The sequence below is a fragment of the Prevotella sp. AM42-24 genome (assembly GCF_003461825.1).
Classification (GTDB): Bacteria; Bacteroidota; Bacteroidia; order Bacteroidales; family Bacteroidaceae; genus Prevotella; species Prevotella hominis.
The window spans coordinates 1-26,124 of record NZ_QTXV01000037.1 but is presented as its reverse complement, the minus strand read 5'-3'; the positions used below and the strand labels follow the sequence as shown (position 1 = coordinate 26,124).

Sequence of the window (26,124 nt, the reverse complement as noted above, 5' to 3'; positions counted from 1 at the left end):
TTGTACGAGAATAGGTTTACAATGGGCGGCGCTTTCCTGCGGATTTACAGGCGGCGCCGCTTTTCTGTTTCAGCAAGTTTTGCACGTGCTTGTACACGTTCGTATTCCTGCAAACGCTTTTGCACCAATTCTGCTCGGCGAGTTTGTACGGCAAAGTAGTTTTGGGCAAAAGAGATTTGTGGCTTGCGTGGGTCACCATTTTGTGCAATAAGGTAGCAAGCATAACGAGTCAGCATGTAGTCTTTGACTTCACGCTGAGATCCAGAACCAAGGGTGACCATTTTGCTGACATCAGCAAAATGGTATGATACCTCTTGCCCTGCATTGGTACATGATGCTTTTGCCTTTTCTATAATACCTTCAAAGTATAACCCAATACTTGTGCAAGTTCTCTTGCACTCCAACACTCTATGCCTTTATATTCGTTGGCGATAGCTTCGAATTGTTCAAACAATTCTTTAATTTCTTCTTCCTTCATATTATTTTGTTTAATATAATGTCTTACTCTTTTTAAAAAAACTCTCCGTTTAGTTCAGCTTGTTATACGGTTCATCATCAAATTCTCAGATATTTTTATCTGTCTTGGATTCTTTGCAGTTATTTCGCAAACAGTTTTCCGATGAGATTCAAGAGGTTAGAAACTGTTTCCTTGCTCTCCACAGGAATCTTTATAGAAGTCTCGCCTGTCTGTTCGTCTTTTTCTATTATAGAATCTACCAGTTGTGCTGTTGCCTCTGGTGATTTCAAAGTCTCTGCCAAACCAGAGAGGAAGGATACTCCTTGGGCAACTAAGTCTTTTGGCTCAGCTGGGCGATGAGTAACTGTAGTGGCGGAATGTGGAGCAATGGAAGATATGTCTTTGGATTTATCTGGTTCCGCTTTTACTTCTGGAGTATTTGCCTTGTTGTTCTTCTCTTCGCCTTCTTCGGTTATATCTTGATTAGTCCAGTCTTCCTTGTTTTCTGTTTTTACTTCCTCCATGATGCCGCTTACGGCTTCCATCATCTTGGTGAATTTATCGTCGCTGATGAATATAGAGTCCTCGCCATCATCGAGTACACCCTCAAACATAGAGGTTTTGAAACGTAATTTACCAAGCATTTCTTCTTCAATAGAGTGGGGAGTCACGAGATTGATAACTTGAATATTATTCTGTTGACCAAGGCGATAGATGCGCCCTATGCGCTGTTCGAGAACGGCAGGGTTCCAAGGCAGGTCTATGTTGATAATGGTAGCGGCTGCCTGCAGATTCAAGCCTGTGCTGCCAGCATCTGTAGAAAGAAAAACTCGGCTTGACGGTTCATTCATGAAGTTGTCCACTAAGTTCTTACGCTTTTCGGATGGGACACCGCCATGTAAGTATTCATAACCTATCTCTTTCTTCTCCAGTTCTTTGGCGATGAGGCGAGTCATGCGTTCCCATTGGCTGAATACCACAACTTTTTCACCTTCTTCGCTGATGATGTCGCTGATAATATTGATACATTCATCCACCTTGGTATCGAATCTTGTTTTTTGGTCGAGGATATAACTGCTATCGCATACCATGCGCATCTGTGATAACAACAGGAGTAAACGCTTTCTGTCTTTGTCTGAAAGAAAATGGTGGGCGCGCCATCTTTTCACAAGGAAGCTTACTTGGAATTGCCATTCTGCATGCATTCCCATCTGCTCCTTTGTCATAGGTACGAAGAGATTTTTGTCCATTCGCTCAGGCATCTGGAGTTTCACGTCTTTCTTGCGACGGCGGATGAGGATGTCGTTGAGTTTTTCGCCTATCTTGTTCAAGTTCTTGTATCCCAATACTTTGCCAGTTTCGTCGGTGATGATATGGTTTTCCTTGAAAATATAGTATGGGGCAAGACGGAAATTATCGACAAATTCCACGATGGAGTATAGTTCGTCAAGTTTATTCTCTAAAGGTGTACCCGATAGAATCACGGAGTAATCGGATTCTATCTTTCTTGCTGCACGGGAAATTTGGGTATTCCAATTTTTGAGGCGTTGCACCTCATCCATGATGAGCATGTCGGTTTGCAGACTGCCGAGTATCTTAATGTCGTTGGCGGCACTATTATAGGAGATAATCTTGTAAGGTTCTGGACGATTGTAGGCATCCTTTCTCTTGAGATGATTTCCCTCTATAACAAAGACCTCGGCATCAGTAAACTTTTTGATTTCACTGCGCCACTGGTATTTCAAGGAGGTAGGGCAGAGGATGAGTACAGAGCCGATGAGTCCTTCTTTTCTTAGAAGTTCGGCTGTTCCAATGGCTTGGATTGTCTTGCCGAGACCCATTTCGTCGGCAATGATAGCTTTTCCTGCCTTGGCTGCAAAGCGGATACCCTCCTTTTGGTAAGGATAGAGTTTAACTTTCAGAAGATTATCGAGTTTCTTATCATCGTACGTCTTGACAATCTTCTCTCTTGTAGATTTCTCTCGTTTGTCGATGATAAAGTCAATGGCATCTTTATAGCATCTGAATGTATCGCTAATTTGGCGGGCTTGCTTTAAGAAAGATCCGATATGGGCATAGGCAGCTTTCTTTAGAACATGTTTTTCGTCGAAATAATCTTTGGCAAGTTTTTCGTATGCTTCCTTGTTTTCGCTTCCGATGCGAATCTTCACGCATCGTTCGTCTCTGTAAGATAGATAGACAGAGGTGTAAGGAGGAAGCTCACGATGTACATGTAAGCCTCGTTTTCCACTAAACCATTTCTTCACGGCTTCGAGATGCTTACATGTGCCAAGTTTTGAAGTTTTGAAATCCATACAAGAACAATAATTCCATTCGCTGTTGGCTCCACGATACACTACCTTGTACTCGTTATTTTTCTCTGGATTGCGAACGATATATTCGCCAGGGCAAAGTTCATCATCTACACAACTGATATTGAAGTGTTCTGTTTCTGTCACTTGTTTGCGAAGTTTGATTTGCCATTCTTCCAGAGTCATTTCTGCTGGTTTAACGATATGAGAAACCTTGACATTTTTCTTTTTCTTTGTGGTTTTCTTTGTACTCGTTGCTGTATTCTTGGCATTCTTTTCAGTCTTGACAGCTTTTGGGGTATTGTTCTTTGCCATTTTCTTATGCTTTATGTTATTTTATGCTTATTGCTTTGTATGTCGATTGCTTTGTGTCGAATCTTTCTGCCTATTTATGGTAGAATCTCGCAAGAGGGAGTTTCTTGCCTTCTTGTATTCCTGATTCTCCTGCTCATAGTAGTGAGCGTAATTGAAGAAAGGCTCACTGACCGCTTCGGTACTCTCTGCGGTAAATGTATGACCATAAGGGTCTGAAGCCTTGATTGTTATTCTGGCATTCGGATTCTTTGGGACATAATAATACAGATGGTTCATGAGCAGATAACTGTTGCCCTTGCTAACAAAACGATAGGATACTGATTCGCTGTATTTATGATGATAGCCAGCGGCAAAGGCATCCTGACCTTTGCTGCTGATGCGGTGCATCCGGTATTCCTTGCCATCTTCTATTGCCACAACCCGCCAGTGGGAGTCGGCGTTAAAGACATTGGCTACCAGTATATTCTTATTTTTATCTTTGGAAAGTCCCCAGTCCTCAGCATACGATTCGCCATTGAAGTCGGTCTGTGCTCTGAAGATGGTCATCTGTTTGTTCTTATCCCAGAATGTGCCCTTATAATAGCAATCGGTAAGGCGGGTACCAATGAACTGATAGACATAATAGCCGTTTGGTGTACCACAGATATTTATGTTGGATTGCCAGATATTGCCACATGCTGCAGCATGACAATGCTCCATCACATCCTCGCCCTCATACCGGATTTCATGGTTGCAGGCGAAATGGGTGTGACCGCAAAAGAGTTCGTATCCTCCCTCAAACTGATGCAGAAGTGCCAGGAGTTGGGATAGGCGAGAGGAGGAATAATGTCCCTTCTCATTCTCTATGCCAAGAGGTTTGGCTTTGCCGAAAGGTGCATTTCCGAAGGTGAAAGGAATATGGTAACAGAGTACTACCTTTTTGTCTTTGGGCGTGAGGGCGAGGTCCTGCTTGAGCCAGCGCATCTGCCGCTCTCGCAGTTCGCCTGGTGAATAATAGGCCTTCCCACGATAGAAGAAGCAGTTGTTGATGCACACAAAGTGCTCATCGCCACGGTCGAAAGAGTAGTCGGTAGGTCCGAAGTTTTCCTCCCACTTACGTCTGTAGAGTGCCTTTCCGTCCTGGTCGTGATTGCCGATGACGGAGAAGAGGCGCATCTTCGATGAGCCCAAAGCTTGGCGTATCTGTCTCTCCAGGTGGGCATTATATCCTCCGTAATACTGTACGTCATCGCCCATGCTGAGTCCATAGACAGGAGTCCCGGCAGGCAGACTCCTGATGGTCTGCTTGATATCTGCCATCGTCTGGGTGGTAAATCGCTCTACGTCGCTCTTCTTGATGGGGTTGTCGGTGGGCGAGGTATAATAAGGACTGTAGGCATTGGTAACCTGCGGGTCGCCGATGACAATCATCTTATAACTGATTTCCTTTCCTCCAGGTAGTCTTTTCAGGGTAAAATCATATATTTTCTTTTTCTTGGATACTGGCTGGTAGAAGCAAGCCGTGCGATCTGTAGCAGAATGGGTAGGAACCTCACAGTCGGCAGGCACGCAGTAGTAGATGAAGCGGGCAAGACTGTCCCGTTTCATCTTGTATCTTCCGAGCGAATCAGTCTTCACGCAGTTATATCCATCGCTTACGATGACGTTCGCCACACCTTTTCCGTCAGTATCTCTCAGGGTACCTATAATATTGAAGTCCTGCTTGATGACAGGTTTTATCTTCTTGATGGTATCTTTTGCCACGGTTATCTTCTTGCGGGTATCTGGTGCCTTGACAGCGGTAGGCTGAGGCTCCTTCTGATTGCGCAGATGAAGAGTGACCCCGATTGCGATGAGAGCGCAGCAAACGAGGGATATGATAGCAATATATATCTGTTTTCTTTTCATGTAAGCAAAAGTACGCATTTCTTGTCGGATAACCCTTAGATTATCATTTAAAAATATATAAATGTTATCTTTGGGTAACATTTATATCTGCAAATTGTGAATATAGCATTTTTTAACTAAAATATGTCTTCTATAGAAGTCATATTTTGCCTGTTTTATGTCTTTTATATCATGATTCTCTCTATTTTCTTTCATGTAAATTATCAAAAATAGATAATTTGTTTTGGATAATTCATTGAAAAATATTATCTTTGTGCCACAACTAAAAGAAGAAGTAAGAATTTGGGAGAGAATATCCCCCAAAGATAAACTTAAAAATAACGAAAGGAATAAATTATATAATGGCAAACGATAATAAAGGTCTTACGCCGATGATGCGGCAGTTTTTTGAGATGAAAGCGAAACATCCCGAGGCACTGTTGCTTTTCCGATGTGGTGACTTCTATGAAACTTATTGCGAGGATGCTATAGAGGCTTCCAAGGTGCTCGGTATTACCCTGACTCGTCGTAATAATGGCGGTTCAGCAGGTGGTGCTGAGATGGCTGGTTTTCCTCATCATGCACTCGATACTTATCTGCCTAAGTTGATACGTGCCGGCAAGCGTGTTGCTGTGTGCGACCAGCTGGAAGATCCAAAGAAGAAACGCTTGGAAATCAAGGGTAAGAAGGGGCTTAGCCAGATGGATAAGATGGTGAAGCGTGGCATTACGGAACTGGTGACTCCGGGTGTGGCGATGGGCGATAATGTCTTGAACTACAAGGAGAACAATTTCCTTGCTGCTGTCCATTTCGGAAAAGCTTCTTGTGGTGTAAGCTTCCTCGACATCTCTACGGGCGAATTCCTTACAGGGGAAGGTACTCCCGACTATGTGGAGAAGCTGATGGGCAACTTCCAGCCGAAAGAAGTGCTTTATGATCGTGCCATGAAACAGAAATTCGAACAGTGTTTCGGAACTAAATACTGTACATACGAATTGGACGACTGGGTTTTCACCGAACAGACTGCCCGACAGAAACTCCTCGGTCATTTCAAGACCAAATCCTTGAAGGGTTTTGGTGTAGAACATCTGAAGAACGGTATCATTGCCAGCGGAGCCATCATGCAGTATCTGGAGATTACCCAGCATACCCAAATCAATCATATTACAGCACTTTCCCGTATTGAGGAGGATAAGTTCGTGCGTATGGACCGCTTTACCATCCGCAGTCTCGAACTGGTGGCTCCGATGCAGGACGATGGTTCGTCGCTTCTGAATGTCATCGACCGCACCGTAACGGCAATGGGAGGCCGTATGCTCCGCCGCTGGCTTGTCTTTCCGCTGAAAGATGTGCGTCCAATCAATGAACGACTCGACATCGTGGAATATTTCTTCAAGGAACCGGAGTTCAAGCAGTTGATAGATGATCAACTGCATCGTATCGGTGACCTGGAACGTATCATTTCCAAAGTGGCTGTGGGTAGAGTTTCGCCTCGTGAAGTTGTGCAATTGCAACATGCCTTGGAGGCTATCCAGCCAATCAAGGTGGCTTGTCAACATGCCAAGAATGAAGCCTTGCAGCGAGTGGGTGAGCAACTCAATCTCTGTGAAACGCTGAAAGAACGGATAGCAAAGGAAATCCAGCCGGATCCTCCGCAGCTTATCAATAAGGGCGATGTTATCGCTGATGGCTACAATGCAGAATTGGACGATCTGCGTTCCATCAGCCGGCATGGTAAGGACTATCTGCTCAAAATACAGGAGCGTGAGATAGAGAAAACAGGTATTTCCAGCCTGAAAGTGGGTTATAATAATGTATTTGGCTATTATTTAGAGGTGCGCAATACCTTCAAGGACAAGGTGCCTGAAGACTGGATTCGCAAGCAGACGCTTGCTCAGGCAGAGCGATATATTACTCAGGAACTGAAGGAATATGAAGAGAAGATTCTCGGTGCCGATGAGAAAATTTTGATTCTCGAAGCCCAACTCTTCAATGAACTGATAGCCTCTATGCAAGAGTATATTCCTCAGATACAAATCAATGCCAACCTCATTGCCCGTATGGACTGTCTTCTTTCCTTCTCGAAGGCATCGGAAGAAAACCACTATGTGCGTCCTGTCATCGACGATTCTGAGGTGCTCGACATCAAGCAGGGACGCCATCCTGTGATAGAAACTCAGTTGCCTTTAGGTGAGCGATATGTGCCAAACGATGTGTTGCTCGATACTGAAAAGCAGCAGATTATGATGATTACGGGTCCTAATATGGCCGGTAAATCTGCGCTTTTAAGGCAGACGGCCTTGATTGTTCTGCTGGCACAGGTAGGCTGTTTCGTACCAGCCGAGAGTGCAAGAGTAGGTCTGGTGGATAAGATATTCACCCGTGTGGGTGCCAGTGATAATATCTCGCTTGGTGAATCTACTTTTATGGTAGAGATGACTGAGGCTGCGAATATCCTGAATAATGTTTCTCCTCGTTCCCTGGTTCTCTTTGATGAGTTAGGACGTGGTACTTCTACTTATGATGGAATCTCAATAGCTTGGGCTATCGTGGAATACTTGCATCAGCACAAGAAGGCGCAAGCACGTACGCTCTTTGCTACCCACTATCACGAACTGAATGAGATGGAAAAGAACTTTCCTCGCATCAAGAATTTCAATGTAAGCGTGAAGGAGGTGGATGGCAAGGTTATCTTCCTGCGTAAGTTGGAACCGGGTGGAAGTGAGCACTCTTTTGGTATTCATGTGGCTGAAATAGCCGGTATGCCTCGTAGCATCGTAAATCGTGCCAATGTTATACTGAAACAACTGGAGGATGACAATGCGGGTGTGGGTGCTGCCGGCAAACCTAATATGCAGCATTTGGATGAACCGAAGGATGGAGTACAACTCAGTTTCTTCCAGCTTGATGATCCGGTTTTGAGTCAGATACGCGATGAGATATTGGGTTTGGACATCAATAATCTCACACCGGTAGAGGCTTTGAACAAACTCAATGAAATCAAGAAGATTTTGATGGGAAGATAAGAAGTAGATAATGATGGATTGAAAATAAAAACTCTCCCTTGTTCAGGATTGGATTCCTGCAAGGGAGAGTTTCTTATTTTATAGAAAAACAGTTCTAACTGTATGGTTAAAATTGAAAATGGTTCCTATATGCTACTGCATTGACAAAATAAGTATTACAGCCTCGGCAAAGTAAATACTACTATCCGCAATGACATAACAAGCCCTAGACAAGTCCTATTTCTCTTGTTTCTCTTCCTGAGCCTTTGCTCTCTTAAAACTGGAGGCGATGCTCCAAACTCCCAGAAGAATGAGTGGAATACTCAATATCTGTCCCATATCCATAGGAAGTCCAGCCTCGAATGCCACCTGAATCTCTTTCGTATATTCGATGAAGAAACGGAAGGTGAAGATGAGGGTGATACAGAGACCGAAATATAGGCCTGTACCCACACTCTTAGTACCTTTCTTCTTATAGATGAAGAGAATGAGCAAGAAGATAATGAGGTAAGCAATGGCTTCATAGAGTTGTCCTGGATGGCGAGGGTATTGATCTTCACGAACAAAGATGAATGCCCAAGGCACATCAGTCACTTTGCCGATAATCTCTGAATTCATCAGATTACCCAGACGGATAAACATGGCTGCAATACCAGAGACAATACCCATATTGTCGAGCACAACCCAGCCCTTTACCTTCATGTTGCGGCAGTAGAGCCAGATGGCAACAAACATTCCGAATACACCACCATGACTGGCCAGTCCTTCATATCCTGTAAGTTTCCAACTGCCATCCGGCATGTGGTGCATAGGTATCAGCATCTCGATGAAGTGATCCCATTGCGTAAGGAAATACTCAGGCTGGTAGAAGAGGCAATGACCGAGACGTGCACCTACCAGAATACCGAAGAAGATATAAAGGAAGAGAGGCTCAAACTTGTCATCGCCCAATTTCTGCTGCTTGTAGAGTCGCTGCATGAGCAGATAACCCAATAGTAAACCGATAAGCCAGCAAGTGGAGTAATATCGGATGGTCAAAGGACCCAGATGCGCAAGAATAGGATCTGGATCCCAAACGATATAATTAAGCAGGTTTATCATAATTAAACATTAAAACGGAAGTGCATGATGTCGCCATCCTGAACGACATATTCCTTACCCTCGATACCGAGTTTACCTGCCTCGCGGACAGCAGCCTCAGAACCATATTGGATATAATCGTCGTACTTGATGACCTCAGCACGGATAAATCCTTTTTCAAAGTCGGTATGGATGACGCCAGCACACTGAGGAGCCTTCCAGCCCTTGTGGTAAGTCCATGCCTTTACCTCCATTTCACCAGCAGTGATGAATGTCTCAAGGTTCAGGAGAGCGTATGCCTTCTTGATGAGGCGGTTAACACCACTTTCCTCCAATCCGAGTTCTTCGAGGAACATCTGCTTGTCTTCGTAGGTTTCGAGAGATGCAATGTCTTCTTCTGTCTTCGCAGCGATAACCATGCACTCGGCACCTTCTGCCTTAGCGATTTCCTCTACCTTCTTGCTGTATTCATTTCCGCTCTTGGCAGAAGCTTCATCTACGTTGGCTACGTAGAGTACTGGTTTCGTAGTGAGGAGGAAGAGATCGTGAGCCACCTTCTGCTCTTCTTTGCTTTCGAAAGTAACGCCACGTGCGTTCTTGCCTTGCTCCAACTCTGCTTTGTAAGCCTCCAGAACGGTAACCATCACTTTAGCGTCCTTGTTGCCTGCAGCAGCTGTCTTCTGCTGCTTGGCGAGCTGGGATTCGATAGTCTCCAAGTCCTTGAGCTGCAACTCTGTATCGATAACGCTCTTGTCCTCCAATGGGTCAACTTTAGCGCCACCCTCACGTACGATATTGTCATCGTCGAAGCAACGGATTACGTGGATGATTGCATCGCACTCACGAATATTTCCCAAGAATTTATTTCCAAGACCTTCGCCCTTGCTGGCACCCTTAACAAGACCTGCGATATCCACGATTTCGCAAGTAGCTGGGACGATGCGTCCTGGGTGAACAATCTCTGCCAATTTGTTGAGTCGCTCATCTGGTACGGTGATGACGCCCAAGTTTGGTTCGATAGTACAGAAAGGGAAGTTAGCTGCCTGTGCTTTTGCACTAGACAGACAGTTGAACAATGTAGATTTTCCCACGTTAGGAAGACCTACAATACCACATTTTAATGCCATTTTATTTTTAAACGTTTAAATATTTGGGTGCAAAGGTACGTTAAATCGAATAAAATACAAAATAATTCGTGGTAAATAAACTAAAAAAGGCATTCACGATGCTGGTGAATGCCTTTCTGATGATTACTTTGAGCAGTTTTTATTATTTTACGACCACTTTTTTACCGTTGATGATATAAACTCCCTGTTTAGGAGTTGAAACGCGATGTCCCTGAAGGTTGAAGACTACGCTCTTAGCTTTGACGTCGCCGGCAATCTGGCTGATGCCATCTGTATCGGTGCGCACAGCTGTAGCTGATACTTCCTTAGTTACTGAATTGAAGGTGAAGGTAACGTCGTAGATTCCGTCTGCTGCGATATAAATGGAGGCATTACCTTCTGGGTCATTATCATCACCATAGTTCTCTGACCAATTGTGGTTAGCACAGATCTTATATTTATAACCGCCTTGAGCAATGGTCAGATTGGTCTTGGTCAGAATGTAGGTGACGTTATCTTCCTGTTTGATCATATCGTTTTCTGTTGCTTTCGGATCCCATTCTACTCCGAGAATTGTGCCAAATCCAGCTACAGTCCATGTCTTTTCACCAATGACAGCATCACCTGTCTTTTTGGTGATTACCCCGACTTCGTAGTTGGTTTCATTAAACTGGATAGTGACGTTATAGGTACCTGTCTCTTCTACCATAAAGACATAGTTGGCGCTGGTTTGAGGGTACGATTCTGCCCAATTATGATTCTTCAGGACTTTAAGTTCGTATTTCACATTTTTTTCAAGAATGCAGTCGGTTTTGGTGAGCTCCCAGATGCCATTTCCTTTATCGATCAGGTCATTGCGGGTATCCTTTTCGTCCCAATGAGAACCGAAGAGTGTACTGGAACCAGCTGCTGTCCATGCAGTTTGTGCCTGCAGGATTAGGGTTGCGATACAAAGCATGATAAGGGTAAAGATTGTTCTTCTCATAATTGATGTAATTTAAATGTTAATAATTAAAATTGTATGCTTAATACGTTTTCTGTTTAAACGCATTTTTATGATTTAAAATTAGGTTTTTGGCATTACCAGGTGCAAATATACGAATTATTTCAATATGTTCCAAGGTTTTTAGAGAAAAGTTGCTTGATGAAATGGATAAAAAAGCAGGAGGGTGTGTCTAAAGTATAGAGACACACCCTCCCGGATAATTATATTCTTTAGATTTCCCCTTTCCACAGACCATGAAGGTTGCAGTATTCGCGAGCCACAACATCCTTGGCTTCTGCGTTGGTCAGGAAGATAGCTTCAGGCTTTTCGCCTGGCTTCAACTCGTGACGAAGCACATCTGTAGGGGTGAGCAACTCTATCCACTGGATGTAATGCTCTGGAAGCATCGGATGTTCTACGCTTCCTACCGTTACACGATATCCGCCCTCGATAGGTTCTATCACAGGCACATGTTTCTCCTTGGCACCATCACTGGTGTTTTCCTTCATGAGCTTCATCGGCTCGCCGCAGCAACTGAGCACGGCTCCTGGGTTTACTACTTCTACCACGTTGCCGCAAATCTGGCAGCGGTAGATTTCTCTAATCTTAGTCATAATGATTCCTCCTTAATATTAATTGATGACCAAATTGAATGATAAAAAGCTAACCGGGACAGGATGATAGGATTCTGTCCGGTCTGGATATTCAGGTTTATTCCTCAACAGGACTAAACTCGTCTTTTCCTACTCCGCAAAGTGGGCAAACCCAATCATCTGGAATATCTTCAAATGCTGTACCTGGAGCGATACCGCCCTCTGGGTCACCTACTTCTGGGTCATAAACCCAGCCACAAACATCACATACATATTTTTTCATAATGCTTTTGTTTTTGATGTTAATACTGTTAGTTAATTCACTCACTATCAGTAGAATATATTCTAACTGGTAGATGACACAAAGATACGTATTATTTCAATAACTTCCAAGTTTTTTAAGGCAAATGATGTTAAAAACATGAGTTTGATAGCATATTTACTCAATTTGCCTTATTCTTCCTTGCTGTCAGCTACGATTTGTGGACCGCGTACCTTGTCTTTCAGCGACAGACCCTTTCTGATTTCTATATTCACGCCATCACTCAAGCCTGTAGTTACCTGGGTACGTTCATAGGTCTTATCCTTATTGCTACCTTTTATAATATATACGAAGGTGGAGTCGCCGCTGAACTCGATGGCACTTTCCGGTATGGTGAGTACATGGGTTGCCTTGGAGAGAACGATTTCGGCATTGGCACTATAGCCGGAACGAATCTTTCCACCCTTCACAGAACGGACGGCTGCCTTCACCTCAAACTGGTTGGCTCCATTGTTTTCAACAGCCTTTGGAGAGATGTATTCCAAATCTGCATCAAACTTGAGATCCTGCAGGGCACCAATGGTGATCTTCATCGGCATTCCCACTACGAGATTGCCCACCTCCGTCTCGTCAATATTGCCACGGAAAATCAGGTCGTTCATGTTAGCTACACTGGCGATGGTGGTTCCATCATTAAAGGTGTTGGCAAGAATCACGGAGTTACCTACTTTGACAGGAATATCGAGGATAATTCCCGAAATGGTAGAACGGATAAGGGTGGAAGAGGCGCTGGCGTTGCTCTTGGAAACACCATCACGAACCACTTCGAGCGCATCCAGGGCGGCTACCTTCTCCTCCTTTGCCTGCTGCAACGACTGCTTCACCTTGTCAAACTCATCGGCGCTGACCAGCTGCTTCTTGTAGAGCTGTTCCTCCCGACCATAGTTTACCTGTGCCTGCTTCAGGTTAATCTCGGCAAGGCGCACACGAGCCTGCGCCGAACTGAGCTGTCCCATATCCGGAATCACCTTTACCTTAGCGATTACCTCGCCTGCCTGCACGAAGTCGCCTGCCTGCTTGCAGATTTCGGTGATGATACCGCTGATCTGAGGCTTTACGTTTACCTCGTTGCGAGGCTCAATCTTACCCGTAATCACCGTGGTTTTCAACACATCGCCCATCTTTGGGGTAAACTCGGTATATTCCACAGGTTTAGGCTGTGATTTCTCATAAAGGAACACGAAGGTTCCGATGAAAATCAAGGCGACGATTGCCGCAACGATCAACTTTGAATACTTTTTCATATCTTTTATATCTTATTTTTCTTTTATTCGTCTCTCATTGCATCTACCGGCTTGATGCTCATGGCTCGCCAGGCTGGGGCAAGTCCGGCAAGGCCGCCAAGGATGCAGATGAGGATGGCTGAGGAGATGGCTGTCCAGAAATCTACCTGGAAGTGGACGGTGAGAATGCCATCCGTGGTGTTCGCCATCTCCAGCATCTGCAGGATGGCTACTCCGAAGATGATGCCGCTCATGCCTGCCACCAGGGTGAGGAGAATACTCTCTGAGATGATTTGCGAGAGAATCATCTTCGGTGTGGCACCGATGGCTCGGCGAATGCCTATCTCGGTGGTTCGCTCCTTCACCGTTACCATCATGATGTTGGAAACTCCGATGGCGCCGGCGAGAAGGGTGCCGATACCTACCAGCCAGATGAGGAAGTTGACGCCCTTAAATAGGTTGTCGAGCATCTGGAAGAGCACCTCCGTATTGAACACCATGATTCCCTTTTCGTCTGAAGGGTCGATATTGTGGGCTCTGGCTATGGTTTCACGCATTCGCTGGGCGATGCTGCTCATCACCACGCCCGGCTTACCGGTGGTGGCAATGATGTCGATGGCGGTTCCGCGGTTGTAGGCGGTGCGGAGCACGGTTTGCGGAATGGTGATGGTTTCGTCGGCTCTACCGCCAAAGTTCACGCCATTTCCCGAGCGGTAATCTACACCCACCACCGTGTAATAGGTGGAATCCACTCGCACGCTCTTGCCGCATGGGTCACCGCCGCCGGGGAAGAGGGTCTTGTAAATCTGTTTGCCGATGACGCAAACCTTGCGCTGGTGGCGCACATCCATCTCGTTGATGTATCTGCCGTAAAACATTTTAGGCACGGAAACCTGGGCGTAGTCGGGATTCACGCCCTGGGTGCTGCCGCTGAATTTCTTGTCGCCAAACACCACCGACTTGTTACCTCCGAAGAGCAGCGGGGTAATGACATCGAGTTCGGGCACCCTGTGCCGCAGTCGCTCCAGGTCTTTCTCTTCCATCTGCCAGGAGCGCCCCTTGTTGAATCCCTTGTAGGGCTTGGTGGTGTTCTGCGCCCAGATGATGGCGGTGTTGGTGGCGAAGCCTGCGAAGTTGTTTTGCAGCATCTCCTTCTGTCCCTGTCCGCCACCCATCAGGGCGATGAGCATAAACACGCCCCAGAACACGCCGAAGCCCGTAAGCAGACTGCGGCTTTTATTCCTCGTGATGGTATCGAGAATCTCTTTATATGTATCTAAATCTAATCGCATAATAATAATTTATAGTTTATTCCGCTCTCAGCGCCTCTATCGGTCGGATTCTTGCAGCCTTGATGGCTGGGATGAGTCCGGCGATGGTGCCTGCGATGACGATGGCGATGGTGGCGCCGATGCAGGTGCCGAGGCCCACCGTAGGATTCACAAACATGGCGGCTTTAAACAGTCCGGTATCTACGGTGGTGTGGCCGATGGTTGCGTCCATGATTTCGTTTGCCGCCACGCCGCATACCATTCCGATGTAGCCGAAGAACGAGGTGATGATGATGCTCTCGGTGATGATGAGCTTCAGTATCGACCAAGGTTTGGCTCCGATGGCTTTTCTTACACCAAACTCTCGGGTTCGCTCCTTCACGGTGATGAGCATGATGTTGCTAACACCCACGATGCCGCTCAGCAGGGTGAACAGACCTACTATCCAGAGTGCCGTCTGCATGATGGCGATTCCCTGGTTCATCTGGATATTGTCCATGTATCGGTTCCAGAGCCAGATGGTGCGGTCGTCATCAGGTGCAGCCTGATGGTTGTTGTTGATGCTGGCACGATAGTTCTTCTCAAACTGCTCGTTATCCTCCTGGGTCTTCAGGTTCTTGATGGTGAACTCCAGACTTCCTGCATCATCGCCCTTGGCATAGATGGTCTTTATGGTGGAGTAGGCAATGAAGGCATCGGTATTGTTGCGCGATTCATCATCCTTGTAGATTCCCACCACCTGGAAGTTGAGGTTGCTGATTTTTACGTTCTTGCCCACCAGCGAGCGATAGTCTTTGCAGAGTTCCTTGGCCTGGCTTCGGCTCAGCACCACATTCTTGCGCTGCTCCTTCATATCGATTTCGTTGATGAATCGTCCGGCAATCATCTCCGTCTTGTCGATTTTGGGATGTGTAGGAGCCACACCCACCAACGACTGGCTTGCCACATAATTATCACCGTAGTTGATGTTCACGTTATACTGTTCCAATCTTCCACCCACATCATCCACGTACTGACCGTAGGTCTGGTTACTGATGAGGATGTCTTTGTCGTTGAGCGTGATGCTTCTGCCTTCCTTCAGTCCCTTGTAAGCCTTGGAGGTTTCGCCCGGGAATACTCGCATGGAGTTGGCAAGGAATCGGGTGCTTTGCTGCAACTGGGCATTAATCAGTCCGTTGCCGGCGCCCAGCAGGAATATCAGCATGAAGATACCCCAGGCAACGGCAAATCCCGTAAGCGTGGTACGCAACTTGTTGCGTTTCGACGTGCTCCATATTTCTTTGATTAATTCTCTCATGTTCCAAGTTCAAAGTTATTTCACGTAGTCTTTCGATACGAGATGATGGTCTCTGTTGTCTTCGATGCTTCCGATGAGTCCGTCCTTGATATGGATAACCTTATCGGTCTCGTTGGCTACACCGCTTTCATGGGTTACCACTACGATAGTCATTCCCTCTTTCTGGTGCAGTTCCTTCAGCAGGTCCATCACTTCCACGCTCGTTTTGGAGTCGAGAGCTCCGGTAGGCTCATCGGCAAGGATGATTTCGGGTTTGGTGATGAGGGCACGGGCGATGGCTACACGCTGCTTCTGTCCTCCCGACATCTCGTTGGGATAATGGTTGGCCCATTGTTTCAAGCCTAACTTGTCGAGATATTCCATCGCCAGTTCGTGGCGCTTCTTGCGGCTCACGCCCTGGTAGAAGAGTGGAAGCTCCACGTTTTCCACCGCCGTCTTGAACGAGATGAGGTTGAACGACTGGAAGATGAAGCCAATCATCTTGTTGCGGTATTCGGCAGCACGGGTTTCCGAGAGGTCTTTGATGAGCACATCATTGAGTCGGTATTCGCCCGTATCGTAGTTGTCGAGAATACCCAGTATATTTAATAAGGTGGATTTTCCCGAGCCGGAAGCACCCATGATGCTGACGAACTCGCCACGTTCGATGTCGAGGTCGATGCCCTTCAGCACATGGAGTGGCTGAGCACCCTGATAGGTCTTGTTGACGTCTTTTAGATGAATTAATGACATATAATACGTTTGTTTATTGATATGAATTTTAAACGTTAGACGCTTGCAACCTTCTGAAAGTTGCAAGCGTAGCTCATTTTTAAAAACGTGATTATATCCACCTTATTATATATAAGGCAAAGATAGTAGTTAAAAATATGCTTTTGAGAATGAATAGTGTCATCATATCCTTATCTTTTTGAGATTCTTCTCCAACTCATCCTTCACTTCGCCGATGGAGATATTGAGAAGCTGCATTTGTCGGGCGAGTTCCGGGAGTCTTTCTTTCATAAACTCCTTTTTGCGGGTCTTCTTGATCTGCTTCTTGGCTCCAGCGGAAACAAAGTAGCCCAGGCCTCGCTTGTTGTAGATGATCTCATCGGTGGCAAGCAGGTCGTATGCCTTCACGGTTGTGTTGGCATTTACCTCCAGCAGCACGGCGTATTCCCTGACGCTCGGTATTCGCTCGTCTTCCTTGTACTTGCCCGCCAGAATCTCATCGCTCAGTCGCTCGGCTATCTGTACGTATATTGCTTTATCGTTACTGAAAATCATAATCTTCAAATTTTAATTCTTAGATGTTGATCCACTTGTTGCAGATAACCTGCATACGGGTGAAGAGCTTGTAGGATGCCCAATAGTTGAAGGCAGCCAAAGCAAGGAAAACAAAGGATGCTGTAATTGTTATACAATAGTCAGCTGTGGAACCATTGCTGAAGTTAATATGACTGAAGAAATCAAAAACTCCAGCTTCTCCTAATTTGTTGATTATGTATCCCAAAATCATACTAAGAAGAATGCCCGTGCAAGCTGTTAGCAATACAGGCAACTTGCGATAGAATGTTCCGCCAAGTGTTGCGAAAGAATGGGAAAATAGTATGAATGAATAGAGGGTAATCCATTTCAGCCAGTCGTTGTCGAAAGGTTGAATTGTGGGAATAATATGGCTGAGCACAGCCCAGGTGATGCTGATATGAAAATCTGGAGTGATGATGAAACTAAAGATGAACTGTATAACATCGGCCAAGATTACTGCTGCAAAAAGTTGAACCAGAACACCGATACTCATCATGAGTAATCGGGCCACAAACTTCTCTAGATTACAAGCAGGAAGCATCAGGAAACACTCTCTTTGCAATTTAGTCTTCATGTTATTGAATATACAACTTGCCAAGACGTAGAACGCGATGAATGCTATTACAGAAAAGAACATGCAAACACTTACCTGGTATTGATGACCAGCCAGCTCTACATCGGTTGAGTTAAGCCAATATCTCATGCTAAAAAGTCGCAATACACAATAGATGGAAATGCAGATGGCGAGACCTGCTGTAGCTCCAAGATGACGCTGCCAGTTGGTGAGAATATCCCAACGAAGTACCATGCTTAATCTATGTAAATCGAAATTCTTTTTCATAATCGTCTAATTTTTAATCGTTTAATTTTCCATTAATTACTGCATTGAAGAGCAACTCCAGGTTCATCTGTGTTTCCTGTTTTCCCTCCTGACGCTTGCAGATGGCGGCATTGCCCTGCAGGGTTGGCTCGGCGTAGAGCACGGTGTCGTCCATTTCCTGTGGGTTGCGATATTCGAAGGTGTATTTCTCGCAGATGTTTGAAATAGATGCGTCGAGCAGCAGTTGGCTTTGATTCATGATGATGATGTGGTCGAGCAACGACTCTACATCGTGCACCTGATGAGTAGAGATGATGAGGGTGCGGTCTTCCGTCATGTTGTTGGCGATGACCTTACGGAACTGGCTCTTCGATGGGATGTCGAGACCATTGGTTGGCTCGTCCATCAGAAGAAAGCGGGTACCCGTGGCGAGTGCGAAACTCATGAATACCTTCTTCTTCTGTCCCATCGAGAGTTCGTTCAACTTGAGAGAGAGTGGTAAATCAAAATCCTTTAGGCAACGGTCCAGCACTTCCTGCGAGAAGTTAGGATAGAACCCCTGGTTCATCTTCACGTAGGTGGCGAGGGAAACGTTGGGCAGTTCAAACTCTTCGGGCACCATGAAGATGTCCTTCAGCATCTCGGCTCTGCGATCTTGTGCCGAAATGCCATCCACGAGAACGGTACCTTGTTGCTGGCGGAGCAATCCGCTGATGAGATAGAGCAGGGTGCTCTTGCCTGTACCATTCTTACCGAGCAAGCCATAAATATTGTTCTCCTTGAGTTCCAAAGAAAAATCTCTAAATACAAGGTGCTTGCTACCTGGGTATCTGAAATCAATGTCTTTAATCTGTATCATAATCTTTAATGTTTTAGCGTACTACTTCAATAGAACACTGCAAAGGTATGCTTTTCTGCGATAAGTTCCAAACTTTGGGGCAATTATTTTCATACTTTAACGTATTGTTAACAATCCCACCTTATTATATTATAAGAAGAGTATGATATGGATGAATGTCTTGTAATATTTGATACTTTTTATTAAGTCGTTTAGATATATTTCATGAGAATATCCCAAACTGCAATGATGTGGCAGATACTTCCTGCCAGCACAAAGAAGTGGAATACGGAATGCATGTATTTCTTCTTGTTGATACTGTAAAATACAGCACCCGTGATGTAGCAAATACCTTCTGCAATAATCCACCAGACTGTGGCTGGGGAAACAGAATCGATAAGAGGCTTGAAGGCAACGAGAACAGAGAGACCCATGCCGACAAAGCAGAGCGTCTCTAAGTTGCTGTGGTCCTTGAGCTTGGCAAAACTCATGACGGTTCCGGCAATGGCGCAAGCCCAGATAAAGATAAAAAGGCTCCATCCCCAGTAACCCTGTTCGCGCATGGCTATGAGCGTGATAGGGGAGTAGGAACCGGCAATATGCCAGTAGATGGCGGCATGATCCCATTTGCGCAGACGTTCCTTCCACTTGCTCCAGGCAGAAATGGCATGATAGGTGGTGGAAGCGATGTATGACATGAGCATACCGAAAAGATAGAGGATGATGCCCGCTGTGGCCCAACCATTGTGCTGAGTGAAACACCAATAGAGGAAGATGATGCCCACGATGACACCCAGCAGGATGCCTCCGGCATGAGACCAGGAGTTCCAGAGTTCCTCCTTATGGTTGAAATGAATTTTGAGTTTCATATTGTTTGATTATGTTCTTATCTTTAATACCCTGTTTATTTCTATTGCTTTTATATCTTGTATTCGTGGACAAAATTAGTATTATTATCTGAAATGCACAAACTTTTTTTCATAAATCTTCTCAAGAGATGATTTCGCATCTCTTTCCTATTGATTTTTCTTTGCTTTATTTATCAATTTCTTGCCCTTTTCTGCTTTCTCCTGAAAATAAATCAAAAAAGTATTGGTATGTATTGCTCTTTTTTATATTTTTGCATTCGAAAACAGAAGAAAATCTCTCTACTGCACTCCGACCGTATTCGTGCCAAATATAAAGATGTAGTTATCCAGTGCTGAGCGAGTGGTGGTGGTAGAGCCAACTGGGGAACCAGCTATTTCTTTCCAGCCATCGCTATGGCAAGCCATATCTCTGCGGTTCCTAATCATACCGTCTTCCGTACCACTTCCTTGAAGTATCGTATTGATGTGGCGATGAGTGGTCGTCTGGGTATGGAAATCCAGCCTAAGAATATGACTGATGAGGAGAAGGCGCTTTGCAAGAAAGCATTTCTGAGTATAAGGAAATTCGGGTATGTGTTCTTACCTATTTGAATATAGACAATACTGATATTTCTGTTCTTGTTAAAACATCGTCTAAGACAATAAGTAATGTCCGAAAGAAGGCAAACAGGAAATTGTTTGGTGATGATAGTGCTTCTACATTAGACGAAAATCTATTGAAATTTTAAGAGAAAGTCCACCAAAGGATACGTGATGTATTTTTGGTGGATTATTTTTATAATAGCCTTATTCTCTGTAACTTACAAGCCTAAAAATCTATTTTTGTGGATTTTTGGTGGATTATTTTTTATCTCAAAACTTGCATACTTGTATTTGTTTTCTTAATTTTGCAGTCGAACTTTAATTCTATTAAAATAATAATAGTATTAATTTTGATATTGCTGTTGTTGCCTTGTAAACAATTAAAGGTGGCAGTACAGAAACAAAAAAGTAATGATTGAACTCCTAAAGATTCTGTCTATGAGATTTAGTTTATTTTTGATTTTCAGCGTCCTATTTTCTATTTCTGCATCTGCTCGGGAGCAGGAACTTTGGATATGGAAGAAAGTTTTCAACATCTTCACTAAGGAGCCTGTTTTCAACGCCAAGGTGGATTTGTTGTCTGAAGACAGCACTCTCATTGCTACGAGCTTCAGTAATGCCATCATCAATGGCAAGAAGTGCGCTGCCATGTTTATTCTTAAAAAACCAGGCAAATATATTTTTCATACCTCACATCCTGATTATGAAGATGTTTACGAGAGCTTTGAAATAGAGAAATTTTACAAAAAAGAGAGGTCCATAACCTTGAGAAAGCCTTTGTATATGCAGCGTAAATATCCTAAACAGCGCTCCTTGGACAAAGTACAACAGTTGGAAGAACTGGTTGTGAGAGGGCAGTTGGTTCAAATGAAAACAGACAGAATCATTTACCATGTCGATGCAGACAGCAGTGCCATGAAGGAAAAACTGATTGAGACTTTGAGAAAGATGCCGGGGCTTATCGTCAGCAGGAAAGGTGAAATTTCGGCGGACGATAATAGGAAGATAGTATATAAGCTAAATGGTCTGCGAGATCCGCTGGTCAATAATCCTATAGAGCTGCTTAGTGCGTTGAATTCAAAATACGTAAAGAAGGTGGAGCTTGTAACACATCCCGACTTACAGTATGGAAATGATGCCGTGGTCTTGAATATTACAACCAAAGGCAGACTGGAAGGTTATATGCTCACCATGTATGGAAAGGGAACCGACAGTAGTTTGTTTGGCTCCATTTGGGGAACATCTAAGATAAAACGTATCCGTTTTTCCGGTTGCTATTCCTTTAACGACATGTTTGGGCATTCCTCAACGTCTCGTTCGGAAGAGTTGCGTCACGAAGTTCTCGTTGACCACATGAGTATAACTGAAGGCAAAATAGGTGGAACCAGTTCCAAGGATCATAATATGGAGCTGTCTGCGAGCTATGATGTAGATGATCATAGTTTGTTGTCAGCCTATGCCCGGATTTTTTTGCGTAACAATATGCATTCGTCTTCCCGTTATGATGTTCAGGTAACCCAGGCAGATAATTCTCCCAGCTATTCTTATGTAAAGCAGCTGAATCATAGGCTCAAGTCGCCAGAGTACCAGGCCTCGCTGAACTATGAACGGGTATTCGGACCAGGAGGTGAAGGAGGAAAGTTTTTTGTGGGATACAATTATTATGGCCGTCCTTATATGGAAAAGAAAGAAATTTGCTATCAGGACCTTGATTCTGTAGCAGGATGTGCCAACTCTATTTCTGGCTTGATGGATTGTCTTCTCATGACCAGTAGTGGAGAAGACTGGCATACATGCGAGTTGGAGTACAATAGGCGTGTAGGAAAGCATCATTTGTTTGTCTTCGGTCTCAAGGGCTTGCTGCGCTTGGATCATGACGATAATGAGGAAAAATACTCCCCGATAGGACTTGGATATTATCGGGATAATACGGGAGTAAGTCTTTGCAAGCGCACTCAGAATTTTCTGCAGTCCAGTTTGGGCTATACATACAATGATCGTAAATGGCGGATTTCAGCTGGTCTCCAGTGCGAAAATGACTGGGAGAAGTTGGCCAGGGCAGACAAAGGTTATACCTACAAGGTGAGTTTTTGTGATTTTCTTCCCAGCATGGGTATTTCCTATATCCTGTCGGATAGGGGAACCTTATCCTTAGGGTATGCTATGTCTGTATCTCGTCCCAATATTTTTGCTTTAGATCCCTATGTTGACAGTAGCACCGTCAATGAGTTGAGCTATGGAAATCCAGGCTTGAAGCCGCAGAGGAATCAGGACATATCTTTAACCGCTGCTTTCAGGATGGGAAGTGGTGATGCCTGGTATTTGAGCATGTCGTTGGCGCATCAATATTCCGACCGGCTTCTCCTGGGCTATAGCTATCTTGCTGGTAGCGTATTGCACACTACGAAGGATAATATAGGTCATAAAAACAATACCAATCTCGAACTTTCATTGCGTAAGCGTTTTGGCGGATTCTTTTTCCGCACAGTCACATCTTTGGCCTATGTTCAGTATTCCGCTCAAAGAATAGGGCAATGGCACAAGGGATGGTTTGGCAGGTTGCGTTGTATGGCAGAATATGAGCTTCCCAAGGATTACTATCTTGAACTGGAGGGAAACTACCATACCAAGTATGTTATGCTCCAGGGTTATGGTTCTGAGGGATATGAATATGGTTTGAGCCTTACGAAGAAAGTACTTGGCAATCGTCTTACGCTGATGGCTTCTGCCTATAGCTTTCTTCCCATTCATTACAGATGGACAAGTTCCACGGAATCAAAAGGTTACCATTACAAAGGTGCTGGTCGTAACTACCAGGCATCATTTGTGATTTCAGCAAGATATAATCTTGGTCATTTGAAGAGTCGTGTCAAGCAAACTCAAAAGCAAATAGTCAATGATGACGTAAAGACGGATTATACAAGATGAAAAGAGAATGTATGATATTTTTGTAAAGATTTCTTTTATAAGAAAAGACTTATATTTGCGCAAGCTTTTAAAATAGGTTTTTTGACGGAGATGCTACTATTCTTAATGTAATAAATGTGCAGCGTTTTACAGGTTGCTTAACTAAACTTTAAATTGATGAAGAAGATTCTGTCTTTCTTTTTATTCTTCTTGCTTTTGTTGACAGGAAGTTGTTCAGACTAACGTGTACAAATGGCATGGTTGGTAGAAATGAATAGTCTGATGGAGAAGAATCCGCAGGCTGCGTATGACAGTCTGTGCAATCATCGCCAGGACATGTCACAATGTGGCGAAAAAGTAGAAATGCGTTATCGTATGTTGGAAGCAAAGGTATTGAATAAGCTTTTCAAGCCTATGCCTTCAGATTCCTTGTTTCAAGAAGTCGTAGATTATTATGATAGCAAAGGTGCCCCTAATGAGAAGATGGAGGCTCATTATCTCTTGGGATGTATCTAATAAGCGGCACAATATTGATTCAGTAACTAAATAGTATGTTATTGTAAAAGTTTTTACACTTTTGCAATAGCATAGTTTAATGATACAATATAATGATGAAACAAACTTTTATATTTCTGTTCTTCCTGTTGGTGGCAAGAGTTCGCAGTCTTGAGATGGAGTGTAATTTGCTGATTTTCAGTAATATAACTAGTAGAAAATCTACATGACCTAACGATGCGCTTCTTTAAGGTCTAACGATGCACTTCTTTAGCACCTAACGATGCGCTTCATTAACACCTAACGATGCGCATCATTAGACCTTAATAAAGCGCATCGTTAGAATTCGTACTTGCACTTCTTTAGAGGAAATAGAATTTAAATATATATTTGTTAATAAAAATGTTTAATTTTCGTTGTCTATAGCTACTGTGTCTTTTTACGAAAAAGGGTGCGTCATGAACTTATGACACACCTTCTTTTGATTATTGTGTAATATAATGTTTTTTACAATTACTTCCAAGGATTCTCTGTAGGATAAGGCAGACTTGCTGGCTGGTTGTAAGCGATGTCCTTGATGCCGAGATACTTGAATACCTCAAACAGGGTCTTACCTACGTGAGAGAATGCTACGGCTCCATGATGTGGATAACCCTTCTGTATCAATACGTGGCGGTAGAAACGACCCATCTCGTTGATAGCGAAGATACCGATACCACCGAATGAACGGGTAGGAACGTCGAGAACTTCTCCTTCGGCAATGTAGCTGCGGAGATTGCCCTCTGAATCGCACTGCAAGCGATAGAATGTGATGTCTGAAGCTGCTATGTCTCCTTCCAGAGTACCACGGGTAAAGTCTGGTTTGCCGCCATTCTCCAACAAACGGTTCTGAATCAACTGATACTTGATGGCACGAGTAGAACACATCTTGCACTGAGGCGTGTTACCGCAGTGGAAGCCCATGAAGGTATCGGTCAATTTGTAGTCGTACTTGCCAACGATGTCCTCATCATAGATGTACTTAGGTACTGAGTTGTTGATGTCGAGCAATGTTACTGTATCGTCGGAAGCACACATACCGATATACTCAGAGAGTGCACCATAGATATCTACCTCGCAAGCTACAGGGATGCCACGGCTTACCAAACGGCTGTTTACATAGCATGGTTCAAAACCGAACTGGCTTGGGAATGCAGGCCAGCACTTGTCTGCAAATGCTACATACTGGCGTGAACCCTTGTGGTTCTCTGCCCAGTCGAGTAATGTCAACTCAAATTGTGCCATGCGGCGACTCAAGTCAGGATAGTACTTGCCTTCGCCCATTTCTTCTGCCATATCCTTGCATACATCATCGATGCGTGGGTCGTTCTCATGTTCCTTATAAGATACGAGAAGGTCGAGTTCTGAATTTTCCTCGATTTCTACACCCAGTTCATATAAGCCCTTGATAGGAGCATTGCAAGCGAAGAAATCCTGAGGACGAGGACCGAATGTAATGATCTTTAGACCCTTCAAACCGAGAATGACACGAGCCACTGGTACGAAGTCTGCTATCATCTTTGCTACATCCTCTGCTGTGCCTACTGGGTACTCAGGAATATATCCCTTCAAGTGGCGCATACCGAGGTTGTAAGAGCAGTTGAGCATACCGCAATATGCATCGCCGCGACCATTGATCATGTCGCCATCGCCTTCTGCTGCAGCAACAAACATTACTGGACCATCAAAGTTTTTGGCAATCAATGTCTCTGGTGTCTCTGGACCAAAGTTGCCAAGGAATACAACTAATGCATTGCAACCCTGCTCTTTCACGTCAGCTACAGCCTTGAGCATATCTTGCTCATTCTCTACTGTTGTCTTGCAGTTGTACAAGTCACCTTTGTATTCTTTTACGATGTTCTCACGACGCTGGGTAGAGAGAGCAATAGGGAAACAGTCACGGCTAACGGCAATGATACCGAGCTTGACTACTGGAATGTTGTTGCTTACCATAATAGTATTGTTTTTGTATATTAATTATTTAGATTCTTCAAGTTTGTTACTGCAAATTCAGATTCCTTCCTTCGCTTGTTTACAGAGATGTCTTCATATAAATGGAAATTTTCTGACGACAAAAGTACAATTTTAATTTGAATACACCAACGGTTTTAAGATTATTTATCGTGAAAAATCGCCTGAAAATGAGCGTTTCTTTACTAATGAAACATAACGATAGGTAAATGAAACATTTTATGCGGTTGTTACTTAAGTACTAAAGACTTGTTTGTAACTTGTAACTCCGAAAGATAGAGAATTGTCCTTGGCTGAGAATCAGTCAGGGATTTATAATAATCCCTTATTAATTTATGCCTGTGTATGCATACTGGCGTGTACAGGCAGGAGCGCGTATGTATATTATAATGTGAACTTGTATTAATTATCTCTCAATATGTAATCAAATGTTAAAATCTTAATATTTTTGAAACTTTTTTCTTGAAATATTTGGTGGAATGGA

At 44.2% G+C, this 26,124-nt stretch carries 19 protein-coding genes and 2 pseudogenes; 4 read left to right on the top strand and 17 right to left on the bottom strand.

What is annotated here, in order from left to right:
- Positions 1-59: 59 nt before the first annotated feature.
- The 3 genes and pseudogenes from DW917_RS11185 to DW917_RS11175 all read right to left on the bottom strand — a co-directional run.
- Positions 60-478, bottom strand: a pseudogene (locus tag DW917_RS11185) (BRO family protein); the annotation flags it as partial.
- Positions 479-597: 119 nt separating this feature from the next.
- Positions 598-3,084 carry a DEAD/DEAH box helicase gene (locus DW917_RS11180; protein ID WP_118118751.1) on the bottom strand — a complete coding sequence of 829 codons (2,487 nt, stop codon included), beginning with the start codon at positions 3,082-3,084 and terminating at the stop codon, positions 598-600.
- A gap of 27 nt (positions 3,085-3,111) precedes the next feature.
- Complete coding sequence (locus DW917_RS11175) at positions 3,112-4,971, bottom strand: calcineurin-like phosphoesterase family protein (RefSeq protein ID WP_118118763.1); 1,860 nt, start codon at positions 4,969-4,971, stop codon at positions 3,112-3,114.
- A 341-nt stretch (positions 4,972-5,312) separates the two neighbouring features.
- Between DW917_RS11175 and mutS the strand changes: the two genes are divergently transcribed.
- Positions 5,313-7,976 carry a DNA mismatch repair protein MutS gene (gene mutS / locus DW917_RS11170; protein ID WP_022110502.1) on the top strand — a complete coding sequence of 888 codons (2,664 nt, stop codon included), beginning with the start codon at positions 5,313-5,315 and terminating at the stop codon, positions 7,974-7,976.
- A gap of 216 nt (positions 7,977-8,192) precedes the next feature.
- Here the strand turns inward: mutS and lgt are convergent, their stop codons facing one another.
- The 13 genes from lgt to DW917_RS11105 all read right to left on the bottom strand — a co-directional run bounded on the left by lgt (position 8,193) and on the right by DW917_RS11105 (position 19,646).
- Positions 8,193-9,053 carry a prolipoprotein diacylglyceryl transferase gene (gene lgt / locus DW917_RS11165; RefSeq protein ID WP_118118761.1) on the bottom strand — a complete coding sequence of 287 codons (861 nt, stop codon included), beginning with the start codon at positions 9,051-9,053 and terminating at the stop codon, positions 8,193-8,195.
- 5 nt (positions 9,054-9,058) lie between these two features.
- Positions 9,059-10,162 carry a redox-regulated ATPase YchF gene (gene ychF / locus DW917_RS11160; protein WP_118118749.1) on the bottom strand — a complete coding sequence of 368 codons (1,104 nt, stop codon included), beginning with the start codon at positions 10,160-10,162 and terminating at the stop codon, positions 9,059-9,061.
- 142 nt (positions 10,163-10,304) lie between these two features.
- On the bottom strand, positions 10,305-11,126 hold the full coding sequence (locus DW917_RS11155; protein ID WP_118118747.1) for a hypothetical protein: 822 nt from the start codon (positions 11,124-11,126) through the stop codon (positions 10,305-10,307).
- 230 nt (positions 11,127-11,356) lie between these two features.
- Positions 11,357-11,740 carry a desulfoferrodoxin gene (locus DW917_RS11150; RefSeq protein ID WP_022110498.1) on the bottom strand — a complete coding sequence of 128 codons (384 nt, stop codon included), beginning with the start codon at positions 11,738-11,740 and terminating at the stop codon, positions 11,357-11,359.
- A 97-nt stretch (positions 11,741-11,837) separates the two neighbouring features.
- Positions 11,838-12,002 carry a rubredoxin gene (rd, locus tag DW917_RS11145; protein ID WP_022110497.1) on the bottom strand — a complete coding sequence of 55 codons (165 nt, stop codon included), beginning with the start codon at positions 12,000-12,002 and terminating at the stop codon, positions 11,838-11,840.
- Between the two features lie 170 nt (positions 12,003-12,172).
- Positions 12,173-13,285 (bottom strand): efflux RND transporter periplasmic adaptor subunit, encoded by a 1,113-nt coding sequence (locus DW917_RS11140; RefSeq protein ID WP_118118745.1) that lies wholly within the window; start codon positions 13,283-13,285, stop codon positions 12,173-12,175.
- A 23-nt stretch (positions 13,286-13,308) separates the two neighbouring features.
- Positions 13,309-14,556, bottom strand: coding sequence for an ABC transporter permease (locus DW917_RS11135; RefSeq protein WP_118118743.1), 1,248 nt, complete (start codon positions 14,554-14,556; stop codon positions 13,309-13,311).
- 16 nt (positions 14,557-14,572) lie between these two features.
- Positions 14,573-15,832: an ABC transporter permease gene (locus DW917_RS11130; RefSeq protein WP_118118741.1), complete on the bottom strand. Its 1,260-nt coding sequence runs from the start codon at positions 15,830-15,832 to the stop codon at positions 14,573-14,575.
- Positions 15,833-15,847: 15 nt separating this feature from the next.
- Positions 15,848-16,564: an ABC transporter ATP-binding protein gene (locus tag DW917_RS11125; protein WP_117695647.1), complete on the bottom strand. Its 717-nt coding sequence runs from the start codon at positions 16,562-16,564 to the stop codon at positions 15,848-15,850.
- Positions 16,565-16,726: 162 nt separating this feature from the next.
- The gene (locus DW917_RS11120) at positions 16,727-17,098 is read right to left on the bottom strand and encodes a GntR family transcriptional regulator (RefSeq protein WP_118118739.1); all 372 of its coding nucleotides are present in this window, start codon (positions 17,096-17,098) and stop codon (positions 16,727-16,729) included.
- A 19-nt stretch (positions 17,099-17,117) separates the two neighbouring features.
- Entirely contained in the window at positions 17,118-17,960 is an 843-nt protein-coding gene (locus DW917_RS11115) for a hypothetical protein (RefSeq protein ID WP_147344172.1), read from the bottom strand.
- Positions 17,961-17,973: 13 nt separating this feature from the next.
- Positions 17,974-18,798 (bottom strand): ATP-binding cassette domain-containing protein, encoded by an 825-nt coding sequence (locus DW917_RS11110; protein ID WP_118118736.1) that lies wholly within the window; start codon positions 18,796-18,798, stop codon positions 17,974-17,976.
- A 191-nt stretch (positions 18,799-18,989) separates the two neighbouring features.
- Positions 18,990-19,646, bottom strand: coding sequence for a hemolysin III family protein (locus tag DW917_RS11105; protein WP_118118734.1), 657 nt, complete (start codon positions 19,644-19,646; stop codon positions 18,990-18,992).
- Between the two features lie 291 nt (positions 19,647-19,937).
- On the opposite strand from DW917_RS11105, the pseudogene DW917_RS11100 reads away from it, so the two are divergent.
- The 3 genes and pseudogenes from DW917_RS11100 to DW917_RS11090 all read left to right on the top strand — a co-directional run.
- A pseudogene (locus DW917_RS11100) lies at positions 19,938-20,224 on the top strand (alpha-galactosidase); the annotation flags it as partial.
- Between the two features lie 442 nt (positions 20,225-20,666).
- The gene (locus DW917_RS11095) at positions 20,667-23,156 is read left to right on the top strand and encodes a TonB-dependent receptor domain-containing protein (protein ID WP_199545545.1); all 2,490 of its coding nucleotides are present in this window, start codon (positions 20,667-20,669) and stop codon (positions 23,154-23,156) included.
- A gap of 231 nt (positions 23,157-23,387) precedes the next feature.
- On the top strand, positions 23,388-23,651 hold the full coding sequence (locus DW917_RS11090) for a hypothetical protein (protein ID WP_118118729.1): 264 nt from the start codon (positions 23,388-23,390) through the stop codon (positions 23,649-23,651).
- 492 nt (positions 23,652-24,143) lie between these two features.
- Here the strand turns inward: DW917_RS11090 and DW917_RS11085 are convergent, their stop codons facing one another.
- Positions 24,144-25,622, bottom strand: a complete 1,479-nt coding sequence (locus DW917_RS11085; RefSeq protein WP_118118727.1) for an L-fucose/L-arabinose isomerase family protein — start codon at positions 25,620-25,622, stop codon at positions 24,144-24,146.
- Between the last annotated feature and the right edge of the window lie 502 nt (positions 25,623-26,124).

Coding starts and splice junctions, on each gene's coding strand:
- DW917_RS11125 (WP_117695647.1), bottom strand. CDS start 16,564: ATGTCATTAATTCATCTAAAAGACGTCAACAAGACCTATCAGGGTGCT.
- DW917_RS11135 (WP_118118743.1), bottom strand. CDS start 14,556: ATGCGATTAGATTTAGATACATATAAAGAGATTCTCGATACCATCACG.
- DW917_RS11115 (WP_147344172.1), bottom strand. CDS start 17,960: ATGAAAAAGAATTTCGATTTACATAGATTAAGCATGGTACTTCGTTGG.
- DW917_RS11150 (WP_022110498.1), bottom strand. CDS start 11,740: ATGACTAAGATTAGAGAAATCTACCGCTGCCAGATTTGCGGCAACGTG.
- DW917_RS11155 (WP_118118747.1), bottom strand. CDS start 11,126: ATGAGAAGAACAATCTTTACCCTTATCATGCTTTGTATCGCAACCCTA.
- DW917_RS11110 (WP_118118736.1), bottom strand. CDS start 18,798: ATGATACAGATTAAAGACATTGATTTCAGATACCCAGGTAGCAAGCAC.
- DW917_RS11085 (WP_118118727.1), bottom strand. CDS start 25,622: ATGGTAAGCAACAACATTCCAGTAGTCAAGCTCGGTATCATTGCCGTT.
- DW917_RS11090 (WP_118118729.1), top strand. CDS start 23,388: ATGGCATGGTTGGTAGAAATGAATAGTCTGATGGAGAAGAATCCGCAG.
- DW917_RS11130 (WP_118118741.1), bottom strand. CDS start 15,832: ATGAGAGAATTAATCAAAGAAATATGGAGCACGTCGAAACGCAACAAG.
- DW917_RS11180 (WP_118118751.1), bottom strand. CDS start 3,084: ATGGCAAAGAACAATACCCCAAAAGCTGTCAAGACTGAAAAGAATGCC.
- DW917_RS11140 (WP_118118745.1), bottom strand. CDS start 13,285: ATGAAAAAGTATTCAAAGTTGATCGTTGCGGCAATCGTCGCCTTGATT.
- DW917_RS11175 (WP_118118763.1), bottom strand. CDS start 4,971: ATGAAAAGAAAACAGATATATATTGCTATCATATCCCTCGTTTGCTGC.
- DW917_RS11105 (WP_118118734.1), bottom strand. CDS start 19,646: ATGAAACTCAAAATTCATTTCAACCATAAGGAGGAACTCTGGAACTCC.
- rd (WP_022110497.1), bottom strand. CDS start 12,002: ATGAAAAAATATGTATGTGATGTTTGTGGCTGGGTTTATGACCCAGAA.
- ychF (WP_118118749.1), bottom strand. CDS start 10,162: ATGGCATTAAAATGTGGTATTGTAGGTCTTCCTAACGTGGGAAAATCT.
- DW917_RS11120 (WP_118118739.1), bottom strand. CDS start 17,098: ATGATTTTCAGTAACGATAAAGCAATATACGTACAGATAGCCGAGCGA.
- mutS (WP_022110502.1), top strand. CDS start 5,313: ATGGCAAACGATAATAAAGGTCTTACGCCGATGATGCGGCAGTTTTTT.
- DW917_RS11095 (WP_199545545.1), top strand. CDS start 20,667: ATGAGATTTAGTTTATTTTTGATTTTCAGCGTCCTATTTTCTATTTCT.